The 17,260-nt window shown below is 67.4% G+C and carries 17 protein-coding genes; 11 read left to right on the plus strand and 6 right to left on the minus strand.

Annotation, left to right across the window (positions count from 1 at the left end):
- Complete coding sequence (gene dut, locus C3E79_RS06370) at positions 1–468, minus strand: dUTP diphosphatase (RefSeq protein ID WP_235840572.1); 468 nt, start codon at positions 466–468, stop codon at positions 1–3.
- 33 nt (positions 469–501) lie between these two features.
- Between dut and C3E79_RS06375 the strand changes: the two genes are divergently transcribed.
- Complete coding sequence (locus tag C3E79_RS06375) at positions 502–1,002, plus strand: DUF3093 domain-containing protein (RefSeq protein ID WP_108404153.1); 501 nt, start codon at positions 502–504, stop codon at positions 1,000–1,002.
- A 9-nt stretch (positions 1,003–1,011) separates the two neighbouring features.
- On the opposite strand, the gene C3E79_RS06380 is transcribed toward C3E79_RS06375, so the two are convergent.
- Positions 1,012–1,302 carry a DUF4193 domain-containing protein gene (locus tag C3E79_RS06380; protein WP_108404154.1) on the minus strand — a complete coding sequence of 97 codons (291 nt, stop codon included), beginning with the start codon at positions 1,300–1,302 and terminating at the stop codon, positions 1,012–1,014.
- Between the two features lie 173 nt (positions 1,303–1,475).
- The gene (locus C3E79_RS06385; RefSeq protein WP_179948260.1) at positions 1,476–2,318 is read right to left on the minus strand and encodes an inositol monophosphatase family protein; all 843 of its coding nucleotides are present in this window, start codon (positions 2,316–2,318) and stop codon (positions 1,476–1,478) included.
- 34 nt (positions 2,319–2,352) lie between these two features.
- Here C3E79_RS06385 and ppgK point away from each other — a divergent pair, with 34 nt between their 5' ends.
- Together ppgK and C3E79_RS06395 are read left to right on the plus strand one after the other, a co-directional pair.
- Positions 2,353–3,120 (plus strand): polyphosphate--glucose phosphotransferase, encoded by a 768-nt coding sequence (gene ppgK / locus C3E79_RS06390; protein ID WP_108404156.1) that lies wholly within the window; start codon positions 2,353–2,355, stop codon positions 3,118–3,120.
- Between the two features lie 112 nt (positions 3,121–3,232).
- Positions 3,233–4,675: an RNA polymerase sigma factor gene (locus tag C3E79_RS06395; RefSeq protein ID WP_108404157.1), complete on the plus strand. Its 1,443-nt coding sequence runs from the start codon at positions 3,233–3,235 to the stop codon at positions 4,673–4,675.
- A 125-nt stretch (positions 4,676–4,800) separates the two neighbouring features.
- On the opposite strand, the gene C3E79_RS06400 is transcribed toward C3E79_RS06395, so the two are convergent.
- Together C3E79_RS06400 and C3E79_RS06405 are read right to left on the minus strand one after the other, a co-directional pair.
- Entirely contained in the window at positions 4,801–6,441 is a 1,641-nt protein-coding gene (locus C3E79_RS06400) for a DEAD/DEAH box helicase (protein ID WP_235840584.1), read from the minus strand.
- Between the two features lie 59 nt (positions 6,442–6,500).
- On the minus strand, positions 6,501–6,755 hold the full coding sequence (locus tag C3E79_RS06405; protein ID WP_108404159.1) for a DUF3039 domain-containing protein: 255 nt from the start codon (positions 6,753–6,755) through the stop codon (positions 6,501–6,503).
- Between the two features lie 64 nt (positions 6,756–6,819).
- Between C3E79_RS06405 and C3E79_RS06410 the strand changes: the two genes are divergently transcribed.
- The 6 genes from C3E79_RS06410 to galE all read left to right on the plus strand — a co-directional run bounded on the left by C3E79_RS06410 (position 6,820) and on the right by galE (position 12,230).
- Entirely contained in the window at positions 6,820–7,299 is a 480-nt protein-coding gene (locus C3E79_RS06410; RefSeq protein ID WP_108404160.1) for a DUF3099 domain-containing protein, read from the plus strand.
- Positions 7,286–8,836, plus strand: a complete 1,551-nt coding sequence (locus C3E79_RS06415; RefSeq protein ID WP_108404161.1) for a DUF7782 domain-containing protein — start codon at positions 7,286–7,288, stop codon at positions 8,834–8,836. Before C3E79_RS06410 ends, C3E79_RS06415 begins: the two co-directional genes overlap by 14 nt.
- Positions 8,833–9,276 carry a D-aminoacyl-tRNA deacylase gene (dtd, locus tag C3E79_RS06420; protein WP_108404162.1) on the plus strand — a complete coding sequence of 148 codons (444 nt, stop codon included), beginning with the start codon at positions 8,833–8,835 and terminating at the stop codon, positions 9,274–9,276. The genes C3E79_RS06415 and dtd overlap by 4 nt, the downstream gene beginning before the upstream one ends.
- A gap of 123 nt (positions 9,277–9,399) precedes the next feature.
- Positions 9,400–10,392: a sigma-70 family RNA polymerase sigma factor gene (locus C3E79_RS06425; RefSeq protein ID WP_108404163.1), complete on the plus strand. Its 993-nt coding sequence runs from the start codon at positions 9,400–9,402 to the stop codon at positions 10,390–10,392.
- A gap of 144 nt (positions 10,393–10,536) precedes the next feature.
- A complete protein-coding gene (locus C3E79_RS06430; protein ID WP_108404164.1) occupies positions 10,537–11,226 on the plus strand; it encodes a metal-dependent transcriptional regulator in 690 nt (229 codons plus the stop codon).
- 17 nt (positions 11,227–11,243) lie between these two features.
- Positions 11,244–12,230: a UDP-glucose 4-epimerase GalE gene (gene galE, locus C3E79_RS06435; protein ID WP_108404165.1), complete on the plus strand. Its 987-nt coding sequence runs from the start codon at positions 11,244–11,246 to the stop codon at positions 12,228–12,230.
- Between the two features lie 4 nt (positions 12,231–12,234).
- Here the strand turns inward: galE and C3E79_RS06440 are convergent, their stop codons facing one another.
- Positions 12,235–13,350 (minus strand): DUF4192 domain-containing protein, encoded by a 1,116-nt coding sequence (locus C3E79_RS06440; RefSeq protein WP_108404166.1) that lies wholly within the window; start codon positions 13,348–13,350, stop codon positions 12,235–12,237.
- A 234-nt stretch (positions 13,351–13,584) separates the two neighbouring features.
- Between C3E79_RS06440 and C3E79_RS06445 the strand changes: the two genes are divergently transcribed.
- Both C3E79_RS06445 and C3E79_RS06450 read left to right on the plus strand, forming a co-directional pair.
- Entirely contained in the window at positions 13,585–14,685 is a 1,101-nt protein-coding gene (locus C3E79_RS06445; RefSeq protein ID WP_108404167.1) for a PAC2 family protein, read from the plus strand.
- 27 nt (positions 14,686–14,712) lie between these two features.
- The gene (locus tag C3E79_RS06450) at positions 14,713–17,256 is read left to right on the plus strand and encodes a DEAD/DEAH box helicase (protein ID WP_179948261.1); all 2,544 of its coding nucleotides are present in this window, start codon (positions 14,713–14,715) and stop codon (positions 17,254–17,256) included.
- The last annotated feature ends 4 nt before the right edge of the window (positions 17,257–17,260 follow it).

Consider the following 17,260-nt stretch of genomic DNA (forward strand, 5'->3'; position numbering starts at 1 on the left):
CTAGTGGGTTCCCGTGGAACCGTAGCCCCCGGATCCGCGCTCGGTCTCATCGAGCGCATCGACTTCGACGACCTCGCAGAGCTCGACCTTTTGCACGACGAGCTGCGCGATGCGCATCCCGCGGGTGATCTCGATCGGCGTTTCGACGTCGGTGTTGATCAAGCAGACCTTGATCTCGCCGCGGTAGCCCGCATCGACGGTGCCCGGCGTGTTGACAATACTCAACCCGCACCTCGCGGCGAGCCCGGAGCGGGGGTGGATCAACCCGACCGTGCCCGCGGGCAGGGCAATCGCGATGCCCGTGCCCACCAGCGCCCGCTGCCCGGGCTGCAAGGTGAGCTCTTCCACGGAGTAGAGGTCTGCCCCGGCATCGTCTGGGTGCGCTCTCGTGGGCACGATCGCCGCTGGGTCGAGACGCTTGACACGCAGGGCGTCGAAAAGCTGGCTATCTCGTTCTGGGGTGTTCACGGGCACTACACTACAGTTGCGTGGGTGAGCGAAATGCACAACAGCGACGTTGATCAGATCCGCGGGGCCACGGAGGTGCTCTACCGCGAGCGGCAGTGGGTGCCGTGGTACTTCTGGCTGGCCGGGGCCCTGTTTAGCCTGCTTGTGGCCGCACAGTTCGCGCTCAACCGCAACGCGTTGTGGTTTTTCGGCCCGCTCATTGTCGTCTGCGCGCTCGCGGGGTGGTTTATGGTGTGGCTCTCGCGCACCGTGGTGGTAGTCGAGCGCGATGCCTCGGGCACCCGGTGGCTCAGCGTCGACGGAGCGAACCTGCCCCACACAGTCGTGGCCCGCTCGATAGTGGTGCCGGCCTCTGCCCGGCGCAACGCCCTCGGGCGCCAACTCGACCCCGCGGCCTTCCTCGTCACCCACGGCTGGGTCAAGGAACACGCCCTCATCGTTCTCGACGACCCGGAGGACCCCACCCCCTACTGGCTCGTATCCTCCCAGGACCCAGCGCGCCTGCTCGAGGCGTTCGTCCCGGCGGAGCGCTAGGCGGCTCGCCTACTCGCAGTCGAGGCAGATAGCCACGCCGCCGTCTTCGTAGGCGAGGCGGTTTTTCTTCTGCACGAGGAAGCAGGACCCGCAGGTAAATTCGTCCTCGCGGCGGGGAACCACGTTGACGTTGAGCTCCTCGCCCGAGAGGTCCTGGCTGGGCAGCTCGAAGGAGTCAACGATCTCCCCTTCGTCGTCCATGCTGCTGCCGGCGGCCTCCGCGGCCTTGAGGCCTTCGAGGGAATCGGTTTCAATGTCGTCGTCCACGCTGCGGCGCGGGGCGTCGTAGTCTGTCGCCATAATCGGCTCTCCTCCAGGACGTATCGTGCGATCCAGGCGAGCCTTTGAGGGTAGGTGGAAAGGCCGCCTGCGTGTTCACTTTGAGCGGAATACTAAAGCACGATCGAATCGCTGTCATATTCGCAGGTAGCAGGCGCGCCCGGCGGAGTTTTCGGGCCGCGCTTGCCCTCGGGTTAGCACAGCGGCTCCCACGCCCCGGCATTCTTGAGCAGCGCCGCGAATTCCGCCCACACGCCGGGGGCCGCCGCGGCGGTGAGCCGCCCCTGCGCACCTTCGGCGTCGAGCCCCGGGTGGTGGACCGTCGCGCCCGCCTCCGCGGCGATGACCGCGCCGGCGGCGTAATCCCACGGGTGCGTCCCGTGTTCGAAGTACGCGTCGACCCGGCCGCAGGCCACGGCGCACAGGTCGAGCGCGGCCGACCCGGCGCGGCGGATATCCCGCACGCGGGGCAGCACCTCGGTGAGGATCTCCGCCTGGCTCGCCCTGCGCTGACTCGAGTAGGAAAACCCGGTGGCCACGAGGGAGTGCGCAAGCCGGGTCGCCTGCGACGCGGTGATCTCGCGGGACTTTCCGCCTCGCTGCACGCGAGCGCCGCAGCCCCGCGCGGCGCTAAAGAGCTCGCCGGTCGCCGGATTGCACACCGCCCCGGCGACGAGCTGCCCGTCGACGGCGACGCCGAGGGAGACGGCGTAGCTCGGGATGCCGTAGAGGAAGTTCACGGTGCCGTCGATGGGATCGACAATCCACTGCACGCCGGTCGTGCCCGCGTCGTGCGTGCCCTCCTCCCCGACGATGCCGTCCCCGGGCCGCAGCCGGGCGATCTCTCGAGCGATAAATTCCTCGCTCGCTCGGTCAACCACCGTCACAGGGTCAACCTCGGAGCTCTTCGTCGCCGCCACGGACAGGCCGCCCGCGGCCACGAGGGCTGCGCGGCGCTGTGCAACCAGGTCGGCTGCGCGGGAGGCGATGTCGGCGGCGAGGGGGAGCAGCGAGGGGGCGTCGTCACGCGAAAGCATGCCGTCTATTGTGCGCGCCGCTAGACTTGCGCGCATGGCAGCACAGACTAGCCCCGGTGTGGCGCTTGGGATAGACGTCGGCGGGTCCGCAGTCAAGGGTGCGTTGGTGGATGTGGCTCGCGGCCATCTGCGCGGCGAGCAGGTCACCATCCCCACCCCGCGGCCCGCCACCCCCGAGGCCGTTGCTGAAACCGTCGCGGACATCGCGAGCAGGCTCGACTGGGCGGGCCCCGTCGGCGTCGCGTTCCCCAGCGTCATCGTCGATCAGGTGGCGCTCACCGCCGCCAACATCGACCCCGCGTGGATTGGTACGGGAGCGCGCGAGACGTTCACCTCGCGGCTGGGCACAAGCGAGGTCAGCGTGCTTAACGACGCCGACGCGGCCGGCCTCGCAGAAGTCGCCTTCGGCGATCCCGCGGCACGCTCCGGCGCCGTGCTCTTCCTCACCTTCGGCACCGGCATCGGCTCGGCTCTCTTCATCGACGGCCGCCTCTTTCCCAACACCGAACTAGGCCACCTCATGGTCGGCTCCGAACAGGCGGAGCACCAGGCCTCCTCGGCCGTCAAAGACCGCCTCGGGCTTAGCTTCGAGCAATGGGCGCGGCGTGTCGACGCCGTGCTCGGCGAGTACGAGGCGCTATTTAACCCCTCCCTCATCGTCGTCGGCGGCGGGATTTCGGAAAACGCCGAAAAGTGGGTCGGCCTGCTCAACACCAGGGCACGGGTGATCCCGGCGCAGCTGCGCAACCGGGCGGGAATCATCGGCGCCGCGATGGCCGCAGTGGACCGCCTCACTCCTTAAGCCGCGCCCGCTTGGTACACTCAGCCTTTCTGACATATCAACGTAGTTTGCGTACTGTGGGTTGCCTAGGACATGTGAAGACCCACCATGAGTTTTGAGTGAAAGGGCGTACGTGGCAGTCAGCGAGAATTCCGAGACCGCGGCGGACCAGGCTGAAGCCGGCGCGCCAGCGGCGCCTGCCCGGAAGGCAGCCAAGCGCACTGCTAAGAAGGCCACCAAGAAGGCGGCGAAGAAGACCGCTAAGAAAACCGTGAAGAAGACGGCGAAAAAAACGGCCAAGAAGGCCGTCAAGCGCGCCGCGAAGAAGAACACCGCCGCCTTCCCCGCGGAGGCCACGCCCGCCGAGGACGAGCTCGACGATCGCCTCGACGGCGGCCTTGGCGAGGCAGAGACCGAAGAGTCCGACATCGACGGCGAAGACTTCGACGCGCTGATCGACGACGACGAGGAGTTCGGCGGCGATCTCGACGACGAGCTCGGGGACGACGGCGTCGACGGCGTCGATGACGAATCCGACGAGAACGACGACGCCGAGGACGAAGACGCCGGCGCCTCCGTCTGGGACATCGAGGAATCCGCCACCCTGCGCCAGGCCCGCAAGGACGCCCAGCTCACTGCGTCGGCAGACTCCGTTCGCGCCTACCTCAAGCAGATTGGCAAGGTCGCTCTTCTCGATGCTGAGATGGAGGTCTCCCTAGCCAAGCGCATCGAGGCAGGCCTCTACGCGCAGCACCGGCTCGACGAGATGGAGCGCGCCGCCGCCGAGGGCGATAAGGACGCCAAGCTCACCCCCGCCGTCAAGCGCGACCTGCGCGCCGTCGCCCGCGACGGCCGCAAGGCGAAGAACCACCTGCTGGAGGCTAACCTGCGCCTCGTCGTCTCCCTGGCCAAGCGCTACACCGGCCGCGGCATGGCGTTTTTGGACCTCATCCAGGAGGGCAACTTAGGCCTGATCCGCGCCGTGGAGAAGTTCGACTACTCCAAGGGGTACAAGTTCTCCACCTACGCGACCTGGTGGATCCGTCAGGCGATCACCCGCGCGATGGCTGACCAGGCCCGCACGATCCGCATACCGGTGCACATGGTCGAGGTCATCAACAAGCTCGGCCGCATCCAGCGCGAGCTGCTCCAGGACCTCGGCCGCGAACCGACGCCGCAGGAGTTGGCGAAGGAGATGGATATCACCGAGGAGAAGGTCCTCGAGATCCAGCAGTACGCCCGCGAGCCCATCTCCCTCGATCAGACGATTGGCGACGAAGGCGACAGCCAACTCGGAGACTTCATCGAGGACTCCGAGGCCGTCGTGGCCGTCGATGCTGTCTCGTTCACCTTGCTTCAAGACCAGCTCCAAGACGTCCTACACACGCTGTCCGAGCGCGAGGCCGGCGTCGTTCGCCTCCGCTTCGGGCTTACCGACGGCATGCCCCGCACGCTTGACGAAATCGGCCAAGTCTACGGCGTCACTCGAGAGCGCATCCGCCAGATCGAATCGAAGACGATGTCGAAGCTGCGCCATCCCTCGCGCTCCCAGGTCCTGCGCGACTACCTCGACTAGCTCGCCGCCGCAGCCCCGCTGCGCCCTAGTGTGTTGCGTGGGGTTTCGCGGCGCTGGGTGTTGTTGTTAGAGCTAATAGACCACGACCCCGGCCGCACCCCACGCGCGCACCGGCCAGCCGCGCATCACCAGCCCCGCAGGTATGCAATGCGGTCGCGCAACTGCTGCGCATTGCACAACGCCGTCGGCGGGCCCCCGCAGGCCTTACGTACCTCATTGTGGATAGCGCCGTGCGGCCGACCAGTGCGCCCGGCAACGACGGAGACACGGGTGTTGAGCTCGCGGCGCAGTGCGGGGATGTCGTCAGCGGCCAAAGAACCCGAAGAACCCGAAGACCCAACAGACCCCGAACCAGAAGACCGACCCCCCGCCTCCCGCGCATCGAGTTGCTCGCTTTGCCGCTTGGCCAAAAGCGTGCGCACTTGCTCGGGGCTAAGCAGCCCCGGTAGCCCGAGGAAGTCTTGCTCTTCTGCGGAACCGGCGACTGTGGCGGTGCCGTAGGTTGAGCCGTCGAAGATGAGGGAGTCAAGTTCGGCGGACGCCCCGATGGACTCGTAGCCGGGGGCTTCGTCGGGCTCGCTGACCGTCCGGTTGGCTTGCTGCAAAAGCTCATCCGACCAGCCGGATTCACGGTGCGGTTTGCCCAGTACGTGGTCGCGGGAGACTTCCATTTCTTCGGCGAGGCGCAGCAGCACCGGGACCGAGGGGAGGAAGACGGAGGCGGACTCGCCGGGCATGCGCGAGCGGACAAAGCGCCCGATTGCCTGGGCGAAAAACAGCGGTGTTGACGCTGAGGTGGCGTAGACGCCCACGGCGAGGCGCGGCACGTCGACGCCTTCGGAGACCATGCGCACGGCGACCATCCATTCGCTGGTGGAGGCGGAGAACTCGTCGATGCGCTCGGAGGAGCCGGGTTCGTCGGAAAGCACGACGGTGACCGGGGTGGAGCTTAAGCCTTCGAGGATCTTCGCGTAGGCGCGCGCGGTGGTCTTGTCTGTGGCGATGACGAGCCCGCCTGCATCGGGCATGTTCGCGCGGACTTTCTGCAGGCGGGTATGCGCGGCGCGCAGCACCGCGGCGATCCACTCCCCTTTCGGGTCCAGCGCCGTCTTCCAGGCGCGCGCGGTCTGCTCGGGACTCAGCGGCTCACCGAGGCGCGCGGAGTATTCTTCGCCAGCGGAGTCTTTCCATTGCGCCTCGCCGGAATAGGCGAGGAAGACGACGGGGCGGACGACGCCGTCGGCAAGCGCGTGCGAGTAGCCGTAGGTGTAGTCGGCCTGGCTGACGAGATGGCCCTCGCCGTCCTCGGTGTAGGTGACAAACGGGATGGCGGAGTCGTCGGAACGAAATGGCGTGCCGGTCAAGGCGAGGCGGTGCGAGACGTCGTTGTAGGCCTCGCGGACCCCGTCTCCCCAGCTCTTCGCGTCGCCGGCGTGGTGGATTTCGTCGAGGATGACGAGGGTGCGCCGCGCCGAGGCGACGGCGTGGTGCTTGAACGGGTGCATGCCCACCTGCGCGTAGGTGACCACGATGCCGTCGTAGGCGGCGTTGACCGCCGAGGAGTTCGTAAACGCCGGGTCGAGCGAGAGCCCGAAGCGCTTCGCGGCGTCCGCCCACTGGTGCTTGAGGTGCTCGGTGGGCACGACGACGATGACGCGTTCGACGTCGCGAAGCTCGACGAGGGTGGCCGCGAGCGTGAGCGCGAAAGTGGTTTTTCCCGCGCCCGGCGTTGCCACGGCGAGGAAGTCGCTTGGCCGGGTGGCCATGAATGCGTCAAAGGCCTCCTGCTGCCACGCGCGCAGCTGGGGCCTGGGGGACGGAGAGGTCACTTCCTGCGCAGCCCCTTGTAAATGCGCTCGCAGTCGGGGCAGACCGGGGAGCCGGGCTTGGCTTGCTTTTTCACGGGGAACGTCGCCCCGCACAGGGCGACGACGACCTTGCCCGAGATGGCGGAGTCCACGATCTGGTCTTTCTTGACGTAGTGGAAAAACTTCGGGGTGCCGTCGTCAGTAGTCGACGAGGTGTCTTCCCTGAGGGAAGGGCGTTCGAGGGTTTTCGTCGTCGTAGTCACATCGTCCATCATGCCCCACCGGCCGTGATTTTTTAAGCCACGGCCGCGGTGCTGCGCGCTACGCTGGGATGTCATGAGTTCGACGCGGCGAGAGGGCACGACCAATCCCGGCGGAGCGGACGCCGAGCCGCCCACCGTCGACGTTGAGGCCGAGCCCGCCTCGAGGCGGCGCCGCTTGAGGCGCCGGAGGGGCGAGCTGATTACGGACGCCGCCGTCACCCACGAGCAGAACCTCCGCGCCCGCGAGCGCCGCTACGTGCTCCTGCAGGGCCTGCGCGTGCCGTTTATTCTCCTCTCCATCCTCGCCGCGTGGACTTTCCATAATTGGTGGCTCGCCGCGGTGTTGTTTGCCGTCTCGGTGCCGCTGCCGTGGATCGCGGTGATGATCGGCAACGGCCAGGGTGAGAAGCGGGATCCGCGCCGGCGCAATGTCTATAAGCCGGCCCAGGCGAGGGAGCAGGCGCGACGGGCGGAGCTTGAGCGGCAGGCGCGCCGCGAGATCGCCGATCGGGGAGCCGGGGGCGCTATCATCGACCACGATGAATTCGACTGATCCTTCCCGCTTGTCCGGTATCGCCGCCGAGCTCGCCGCTGCGCTGGAGTCCGCGTCCTTTACCGCCGACGGCATCGCCGCGCACCTCGGGCCTCACGCGACGGAGGCGCTCTTTCGCGGCGAGCCCGGAGTCGTGCGCCACGCCTGCGCGGACGGTTCGCGGCGCTCCGGGCTGATACGTTTTCTGTTGCTGCGCGAGCCAGTAGGCGTCAATACGCTGGCGGAGCTTTTCGGGCCCACGCTCGCGCTTTCGCTTATCGACGCCCACGTTGCCACCCTCACCCCAGCGGGCGACGCCGCCATCGCCTTTGACGTTCGCCCCCACGTCATCGCCGGGGCCCACCGAGTCGTCTTCTCCGACCTCGACGCCGCGATGACGCAGCACGTGCCCGGGCCCGACCACGTCCTCGGGGTGGGTTCTGCCTCCCTCTCCCTGCTCTCCGCCACCCCGCTGACCCCCGTCGATTCGGTGCTCGACCTCGGCTGCGGCTCCGGCGTGCAGGCTTTGGCGCAATCGGGCTGCGCGCAGCGCGTGGTGGCGACCGATGTCCACCCGAGGGCGCTCGACCTCGCGCGCGCCACCCTCTCCGCCAACGGGGTGGGCAACGTGGAGCTGCGCGAGGGCTCCTGGTTCGAGCCCGTGCGCGGCGAGCGCTTTGACCGCATCGTGGCCAACCCGCCGTTCGTCGTGGGCACCGGGGAGATCGGCCACGTCTACCGGGACTCCGGCCTCGACCTTGACGGGGCGAGCGAGCTCGTTGTCTCCCGCGCCGCGGAGCACCTCGCCCCGGGGGGCACGGCGTTCCTGCTCGCCTCCTGGGTGCACTCGTGCGACGGGACGTGGCAAAGCCGCGTCGCCTCCTGGCTGCCGCCCACCGGGGTCTCGGCGTGGGTGATCCAGCGCGACGCTGTCGACCCCGGCATGTACGTATCCACGTGGCTGCGCGACGAATCGATCGACCCGCGCTCGCGTAAGGGCGTCGAGGCCACGATGCGGTGGCTCGACCACTTCGCCGCCGAGGGGGTGCGCGGTATAGGTTTCGGCTGGGTGTTCATCCGCGACATCGGCGATGCCCCCACCGAGGTCACGGCGGAAGACCTCACCCACCCGTTCGACGACCCGCTCGGCCCGGAGGTCGAAGAGTACTTCACGCGCATGGACTGGCTGCGCGGTATCGGCCTCGACGATGTGGCGGGCTCGCGCTTCGTGGTGCGACCGGGGCTCGCCGCCTCAGAGGTCAGCGTCGCAGATTCCCGCACCGGGATGGGGTTTGAGCGCACGGTGGTGCGCGTCAGCCGCACAGAGGGGCCGCGCTTTAGCCACGACATCGACGCCACCCTCTACTCGATTCTGGCCGGCCTCAACCCGCGCGGGCTCACGCTGGGGGACGTTGCCGGGCTGTGGGCGGCCTCCCACGGGCTTGACGACGCCGCCACCGAGAAGCTCATCTCCCAGGCCGCCGCCGCGGCGGTTGACCTCGTGCGCCACGGCCTTATCCTCCCAGCCGACATCGCGGAACTGGCGGCGCTGTCATGAGAGCTGTGCTCACGCGGGTCGCTCGCGCCTCCGTCACCGTCGACGGCGAGGTCGTGGGCTCGATCGACTGCCCCGCCACGGGCGGGGTCTTGGCGCTTGTCGGCGTGGGGCGTGACGACGCAGATGATGCGTGGCGCACCATGGCCCGCAAGATCGCCGAGCTACGCATCCTCGAGGGTCCAGGCGGGGAGGTCTCCGTCACCGACGTCGGCGCCCCCGTGTTGCTAGTCAGCCAATTCACCCTCATGGGGCGCACCGCCAAGGGGCGCAGGCCGTCGTGGGCGGACGCGGCGCCCGGGGAGGCGGCGGCCCCCGTCATCGAGCGGATTGCAGCCGAGCTGCGCTCCCGCGGGATCCACGTCGAGCAGGGCCGGTTCGGGGCGATGATGGAGGTGACAAGCGTCAACCTCGGCCCGTTTACCGTACTTGTCGAGACATAGGGTGGCACGCGGGATAATATCCTATGTGACCTGCATGCGAAGCGCCACGAATGAAAGTGGGAACAATTTCTTATTGTTGGGCGTTTAGCGGTTAGACCCGTACCTTTCGAGGAGGCCTCACACATGACACAACCGGACCAGGTTTTCGCCGCCGACGAGGAAAACGTCGATCGTGGCAGCCGACGGAACCAGACGAACGACAACCCGTCGGCGGACTTGGTCCGCGTCTACCTCAACGGGATTGGTAAGACCGCCCTGCTCGACGCAGAGGAGGAGGTAGAGCTCGCCCAGCGCATCGAGGTCGGGCTCTACGCCCAACACCTGTTGAATGACCCGGACACGCAACTCACCCGCGCGAAGAAGCGCGATTTGAAGATCCTGGCCAAGGACGGCCGCCGAGCCCGGACCCACCTGCTCGAGGCGAACCTGCGCCTCGTGGTGTCCTTGGCCAAGCGCTACACCGGCCGGGGAATGCCCCTGCTCGACCTCATCCAGGAGGGCAACCTCGGGCTCATCCGCGCGATGGAGAAGTTCGACTACTCCAAGGGGTTTAAGTTCTCCACCTACGCCACGTGGTGGATTCGCCAGGCAATCACCCGCGGCATGGCCGACCAGTCGCGCACGATCCGCCTGCCCGTCCACCTCGTCGAGCAGGTGAACAAGCTCTCTCGCATCCGCCGCGAGATGTACCAGTCCTTGGGCCGCGAACCCACGAACGAGGAACTCTCCGAGGAGTCCGGGATCGACGAGTCGAAAATTGAGATGCTCCTGCGCCAGTCGCGCGACCCGGTGAGCCTGGACATGCCCGTCGGCGCCGACGAGGAGGCCCCGTTGGGCGACTTCATCGAGGACGCCGAGGCCACCGACGCCGAGGACGCGGTCGTCTCCACCCTGCGCCACGACGATATCCACGACATCATCGCCGGGCTGGAGCAGCGCGAGCAAGACGTCATCCGCCTGCGCTACGGTCTGGACGACGGCGTGCCCCGCACCCTCGACCAGATCGGGCGCCAGTTCGGGCTCTCCCGCGAGCGCGTGCGCCAAATCGAGCGCGAGGTCATGGCAAAGCTCCGCGTCGGCGAGCGGGCCGATAGGCTGCGCGACTACGCCCTCTAAGCCTCGCTTTCAGCGCTTTCAGCGGTGGCGTCTCCGGCTGCTTGCTAAAGTGTGTGAGGTATTTTTCTCTCCCGCGCGGTAGGGCCCATGCCGGGCCCCGGGCGCGGCGAGGCTGATCGAGCGGGAATGGGGTAAGTAGAAGGCGTGCGTGATCTAGTCGATACCACAGAGATGTACCTGCGAACGGTCTACGAGCTCGAAGAGGAAGGGATCGTCCCGCTGCGCGCGCGCATCGTCGAGCGCCTCGATCAGTCCGGCCCGACGGTCTCCCAAACCGTCGCGCGCATGGAGCGCGACGGCCTGCTCGTCGTCGAGGCGGATCGTTCGCTCTCCCTCACCCCGCTCGGCCGTAAGCGCGCCACCGCGGTGATGCGCAAGCACCGCCTGGCTGAGCGCCTGCTCACCGATGTCTTGCAGCTCGACTTGTCGAAGGTGCACGAGGAGGCGTGCCGCTGGGAGCACGTGATGAGCGAAGAGGTCGAGCGCCGAGTCGTCGCGATCCTCGAAGAGCCCTACCGCTCCCCCTTTGGCAACCCGATTCCGGCGCTCGACGCGCTGGGCGTCGATAAGCGTCCCGCCCTCGAGCCTGGCGAGCGCGCGAGCGATTTGGACTACTCCGCGCCGGTGAGCGCCACCGTCGTCCAGATCAGCGAGATCCTCCAGCTCAACATGGAGCAATTCCGCAGCCTACAGCGCGCCGGCGTGACCATCGGCGGCCGCGTGCAGCTCGAGCGCGACGACGACGGCGGCATTGTGGTGACCCCACAGGAGGGCACCGCTGCCGTGCTCCGGCCGGAGGTCGCCCACGCGCTGCGGGTCTTACCCACTGCTTGAGTCGAGAAAGGCAATCCATGAAAATCCTTGTCACCGGGGGCGCGGGCTATGTCGGCAGCGTCTGCTCGGCCGTGCTCCTCGAGGCGGGCCACGATGTGAGCATCATCGATGACTTCTCCACGGGCAACCGCGAGGCCGTGCCCGAGGGCGCGCACCTTGTCGAGGGCCGCGTCTCCGACGTCATCGACGACGTGCTGGCCGCGGGCGGGTTCGACGCGGTGGTCCACTTCGCGGCGCGCTCCCTCGTTGGCGAGTCGGTTGAGGTGCCGCACGAGTATTGGCGCGATAACGTGGGAACCAGCCTCGCCCTGCTCGACGCGATGCGTCGCGCCGGGGTGTCAAACCTCGTGTTTTCCTCCACCGCCGCGACCTACGGCGAGCCCGATCAGGTGCCGATTACCGAGGACGCCCCTACGCGCCCGACCAACCCCTACGGCGCGACGAAGCTCTCGATCGACTACGCCATCGGCTCCTACTGCCGTGCCTACGGCCTGGGGGCGACCAGCCTGCGCTACTTCAACGTTGCGGGCGCCCACGGGCGCGTGGGCGAGAACCACAAGACCGAGACCCACCTCATCCCGCTCGTGCTGCAGGTCGCGCTTGGCTTCCGCGAGAGCATCAAGATCTTTGGCGACGACTGGCCGACGAAGGACGGCACGTGCGTGCGGGACTACATCCACGTGCGCGATCTTGCCGACGCCCACGTGCTCGCCCTCGAAACCAACACGCCCGGCACCCACCGGATCTACAACCTCGGCTCCGGCGACGGGTACTCGGTGCGCGAGGTCATCGAGGCGTGCCGCGAGGTCACGGGGCATCCTATTCCCGCCGAGGTGGCCCCGCGGCGCGCGGGCGATCCCGCGGTGCTCATCGCGTCGTCGGCCAAGATCACCCGGGAGCTCGGGTGGGACCCGACCCGCACGACGCTGCGCCGCATCGTCGAGGACGCGTGGGCCTACACCTCCGCGCTCGGGGAGCGCCTAAACGCCGCGCCGAAGCGCTAGAGCGCTAGGTCGCCGTGGCGGGATCGATCGCCTCCCACGTCATTGCGCACCCCGCCGCGGCGGTTTCCACCAGCTCGTCGTGCATGCCGTTGTGGAGCATGGTCAACAGCATCTCCGAGAGGCTATGCCCTGGCTCCTCTAGCTGGGCGCAGGTCAGCGCGATGATCGCCCAGGAGCTCAGCTTGCGCTCGGTGGCGATGATCGCCCACAAAGACAGCGCGTTCGCCCGGATCTCTCCACTGTAGGCCTTGGCCACCCAGGCCAGCGCCGTCGCCGCGCTCAGTGGCGAGGCGAGCGCGTCAACGATCAGCGCGTCGCGGCCGCAGCGCCGCGAGAGCATCGCGGCGAGCTCCACCCCGTCGCCGGGGCAGGCGAAGACGGAGGCGTCCGCCTCACACTCGGTGATCACGGGGCGCGCCATCGCCTCGTGGATGATGGCGCAGCGCTCGGCGAAGTCCTCCCACACCCCGAACTCGCCGTCTCGGTAGGCCGCGGCAAGCTGGTTGCCGAGAGCACGTGCCGCGGGTGGGTCGTAGTCTGGGTGGCCCTCTGGTTCGGGGTCGAAGGGATCGAAGAAGGCGAACGCCTCCTCGCGGCCCAGCTCCGGCAGCCCCCCGTTGGAGAGCAGCTGCTCCATGGCGGGAGAGGACGCGACGCTCGAGACCGTTCCTCCCGCCCAATCCTTGCCGAGCCCGCTCGCTTGTCGCTGCTCCTCGTTTGGCCCGAAGACGAGGGTGTAGGGGGTGCCGTGGGCGATTTCGGAGACGTGCCAGCAGGCGTCGATAAGCGGGCCGCCCTGCGGGGAGCGAAGCGAGCTGAGCAGTTCCGTCGTGCGCGAGACGAGCTCGGAGTCGGGGATCCGGGTCACGATGACGGCGTAGTAGGCCTCGCACTGGCCGCCGGGCGTGTGAAGAAGAGCGGGAAGCATGTGGTGGGTGTGGGCGATATCAGCCCGCATGACGGGGCCGAGCACGGCCGAGGTCTTGCCGTTGGCGAAGGTGAAGCCATCGGAGAGAAGGCCGACGATGACGGTGGATTCCTGAGGGTAGAAGCCGAAGATGCCGGGCAGCGCGGCGATGATGTCTGAGGGTCCGGTGAGTGGTTGTTGCGACAGGGTCATACCTCGTTAGACTTGGCGAACCCGCAGCTGGGATCCCCCTCGCCTCGGCGGCGACGGCCCCAGCTGTGGATAACCCAGGGCTATCCACAGCCGCGGCGCGGCCCTCTAGCAATTGCCGCGCGCGTCGGGCACAATAGGGGGTTCAACGTGGGAATGATGGGACGCCGGGTGTCGTTGCACCTCACAGTGGCAATCGTAGGAAAAACGGTACCAACGAACGCAAAAGGAGAAGACATGCCGGAGAAGGATCCTCACATGTACGAGCTCGAATACCCCGCCCCCAAGGTCGGAGGGGATGCGACCGGTCCCACCCTTATTGTCGCGCTGCAGGGCTATGCTGATGCCGGGCACGCCGTGGAGGGCGCGGCCGACCACCTCAAGGCCGCGTTAGAGTCGCGCACGGTGGCAACCTTTAGCAACGACGAGCTGATCGATTACCGCTCGCGCCGGCCCATGATTACCCTCTCCCACCACGAACTCACCCACGTCGAGGACCTCCAATTAGACATGAGGGTGCTGCGCGATAACCGCGGCGAGTCGTTCCTCCTGCTCTCCGGCCCGGAGCCGGACCTGCGTTGGGAGGCCTTTAGCGCGGCGGTGGCCGACTTGGTCGAGCGCTTCGACGTGGACAAGACCATCTGCCTCTACGCCGCCCCGATGGGCGCGCCGCACACGCGCCCGCTCGTCGTCTCCGCCCACGGCAACGACCGCGACCTGGTGGGCACGATGTTTACCATCGACGGGATGGTCACCGCCCCCGGCTCTGCCTCGATCATGATCGAGCGCGAGCTGCACAAGCGCGGGCGCAAGGTGGCGGGCTATACCGCCCACGTCCCGCACTACATCGCGGCCTCCCCCTACCCCGGGGCGACCTTCCAGCTGCTCCAATCCGTCTCCGACGCCTCGCACCTCCAGTTCCCGCTGCGCGCGCTCGAGGCCGACATGGAACGGGTGGCGCGGCAGCTCGCGGAGCAGACGGAGTCGTCCTCGGAGATTATGCAGGTTGTCAACGCCCTCGAGCAGCACTACGACACGGAGATGGAGGAGTACCGCGACCGCCACCCCGAGGCGATGATGCCGGGCGAGGCCCAGATGCCCAGCGGCGAGGAGATCAGCGAGGCGTTCGAGAACTTCCTCTCCGCCATCGACGACCGCGACAGCGACTCCTTCGGCGAGCGCGCCCTACCCTCCCGCGGAGAGACCACTACGCGCCTCGCGGACCACTTCTACACCTACCCGGAGTCCAACGACCCGGAATCCAACGCGCAGGAGGGTTCGGGAACCGACGGCGGCGACGGCGCGGAGGGTGACAAGGGGCGCGGGGATCACTTGTAGTCGCCCGGGTCGGCTACGGTGGAACGCGTGACACTTGCCGATAAGCTCCCCGACCTCACCGATGTCCCCGAATCGCTTTTCGAAGAAGCGGTGTGGGAGACCTTCCTCGCGTGGACGGCCGAGCGCGGCATCTCCCTCTACCCGGCGCAGGAGGAAGCCTCCTTGGCTCTTTTGGCCGGCGATAACGTCATCTTGGCCACGCCGACCGGGTCGGGTAAGTCGATGGTGGCCAACGCCGCGCACTTCATCGCCATGGCGCGCGGGCAGCGCTCGTTCTACACCGCGCCGATCAAGGCGCTGGTGAGCGAGAAGTTCTTCGCCCTGTGTGAGATCTTCGGCCCGGAAAACGTTGGCATGATGACGGGGGACGCCACCGTCAACGCCCACGCGCCGATCATCGCCGCCACCGCGGAGATCGTGGCTAATATCGCGCTGCGCGAGGGAAAGAACGCCTCCATCGACCAGGTGGTGATGGACGAGTTCCATTACTACTCGGAGCCCGGTCGCGGCTGGGCGTGGCAGGTGCCGCTGCTTGAGCTGCCGCGCGCCCAGTTCCTCTTGATGTCCGCCACCCTGGGTGAGACGCAGTGGCTGGAGACCGACCTCACCGAGCGCACCGGCCGCACCACCACCTACGTCGGCGGCTCGCAACGCCCGGTCCCGCTCGACTTCCACTACGTCTTCACCCCGGTCCACGAGACGATCGAGCAGCTCCTTGACGACGGCCTCGCCCCCATTTACGTCGTCCACTTCTCCCAGCGCGAAGCCACGGAACGCGCGCAGGCGCTGACCAGCATGAACTTCGTAAGCGCCGAGGAGAAAGAGCGCATCGCCGAGGAGATCGGAGATTTCCGCTTCACCACGACCTTTGGTAAGACCCTCTCGAAGCTCCTGCGGCGGGGCATCGGCGTGCACCACGCGGGCATGCTGCCGAAGTACCGCAGGCTGGTCGAGCGATTGTCCCAGACCGGGCTGCTCAAGGTGATCTGCGGCACCGATACTCTCGGGGTGGGTATCAACGTTCCCATCCGCACGGTGCTGCTGACGGGGCTGGCCAAGTACGACGGCACCCGCCAGCGGATCTTGAAGTCCCGCGAGTTCCACCAGATCGCGGGTCGGGCCGGCCGCGCCGGCTTCGATACCAAGGGCACCGTGGTCGTTGAGGCACCCGAGCACGAGATCGAGAACGTCAAGCTGCGGCGCAAGGCCGGGGATGACCCGAAGAAGCTGAAGAAGATCCGCAAGAAGGCCCCGCGCGACGGCGAGGTGTCGTGGTCGGAGAAGACGTTCGAGCGCCTCACCACGGCGGAGCCGGAGGAGTTGACGAGCCAGTTTAAGGTCTCGAATTCGATGCTGCTCAACGTCGTGGCCCGCCCCGGCGACGGCTACGGGCACTTAAAGCGCCTGCTGCGCACGAACCACGACACGCGGGCGAAGCAGAACCAGGACATCCTCACGGCGGTGGAGCTCTTTCGCGGGCTTGTCGAGGCCGGTGTGGTCGAGCGGACCCCGGATTCCCCGGCGATGCGCCCGTACACTCTCACCGTTGAGCTCGATCGCGACTTCGCGCTCAACCAGCCCCTCTCCCCTTTCGCCCTGGCCTTCCTCTCCGTGCTGGATCCGGATTCGCCGACGTATTCGCTCGACGTCATCTCGACTTTCGAGGCGATCCTGGATGATCCGCGGCAGCTGCTCAAGGCGCAGGAGTCGGCGGCGCGGAGAGAGGAGCTCGCGGCGCTGAAGGCCGACGGGGTCGACTACGTCGAGCGGATGGCCCTGCTCGAGGACGTCACCTACCCGCAGCCGCTGGGCGAGGAGCTCGAGGCGGCGTTCGAGACCTTCCGCGAGTCCCATCCCTGGGCTAAGGAGTTCGAGCTCTCGCCGAAGTCCGTGGTGCGCGACATGGTGGAGCACGCGATGACGTTTTCTGACCTCGTTGCCACCTACGGCTTGGCGCGCTCGGAGGGCGTGGTCTTGCGCTACCTCACCGACGCGTGGCGGACGCTGACGCATTCGGTGCCCGATTCCTACCTCACAGACGAGCTCGGCGATATCATCACCTGGCTCGGCGAGCTCGTCCGCCAGGTGGATTCCTCTCTCATCGACGAGTGGGCGCACATGGCCGACGAGGACACCCCGATTTCTCCTGAGACGCTTGAGCGCGAGCTGGCCTTCGGGGTTGAAGACCCGACGGCGCTGACCGCGAATCGCCGGGCGTTTAAGGTGATGGTGCGCAATTTCTTCTTCCGGCTCGTCGAGCTCTTCGCCTTCGAGAAAGAGGAGCAGCTCGACGAGGCCGTAGGCTACCTCGATCCCGAGTCGAGGCCCGTGTGGCCCGAGGAGCTGGACGGCTATTTCGATGAGTACGACGACGTGCTTATCGACGCCGATGCGCGCGGCCCGGAGTATTTCCGCCTCTCCGGCGAGCAGGGCCGCGAGTGGAGCGTCGTCCAGGTCATCCGCGACCCCGCAGGCGATAATGCTTTTCAACTACACGGGGTCGTCGACCTCGACGCCTCGGACGCCACCGGCGAGGTTCGGCTCAGCCGCCTCGAGGTCATCAAGGCATAACTAT

This window comes from Corynebacterium liangguodongii (assembly GCF_003070865.1).
Lineage (GTDB): Bacteria > Actinomycetota > Actinomycetes > Mycobacteriales > Mycobacteriaceae > Corynebacterium > Corynebacterium liangguodongii.